The organism is Microbacterium sp. Leaf203 (genome assembly GCF_001421275.1).
Classification (GTDB): domain Bacteria; phylum Actinomycetota; class Actinomycetes; order Actinomycetales; family Microbacteriaceae; genus Microbacterium; species Microbacterium testaceum_A.
The window spans coordinates 1-209 of sequence record NZ_LMKF01000010.1 but is presented as its reverse complement, the minus strand read 5'-3'; the positions used below and the strand labels follow the sequence as shown (position 1 = coordinate 209).

General features: G+C 64.6%; 1 protein-coding gene. It reads right to left on the bottom strand.

What is annotated here, in order from left to right; genetic code table 11:
• Positions 1-209 (bottom strand): alpha/beta fold hydrolase (locus ASE56_RS16395; protein WP_156371564.1); only part of this gene is annotated, 209 nt, incomplete at both ends.

Genomic DNA, 209 nt, shown 5'->3' with positions numbered 1-209 from the left:
GCGCCGCCAGAAGCGCAACGGTCGCGCCAGCCGAGTGCGCCAGCACATGGTACGGGCCGCGGCAGTCAGGCAGCACGATCTGTTCGAAAAGAAGTTCGAGATCGGCGACATAATCGCCAAAGCTTTTCACGTAGCCGCGCTGGCCATCTTTAAGGAAACGCCCGGATGCGCCCTGGCCGCGCCAGTCGAGCGTGGCGACACCGAAGCCG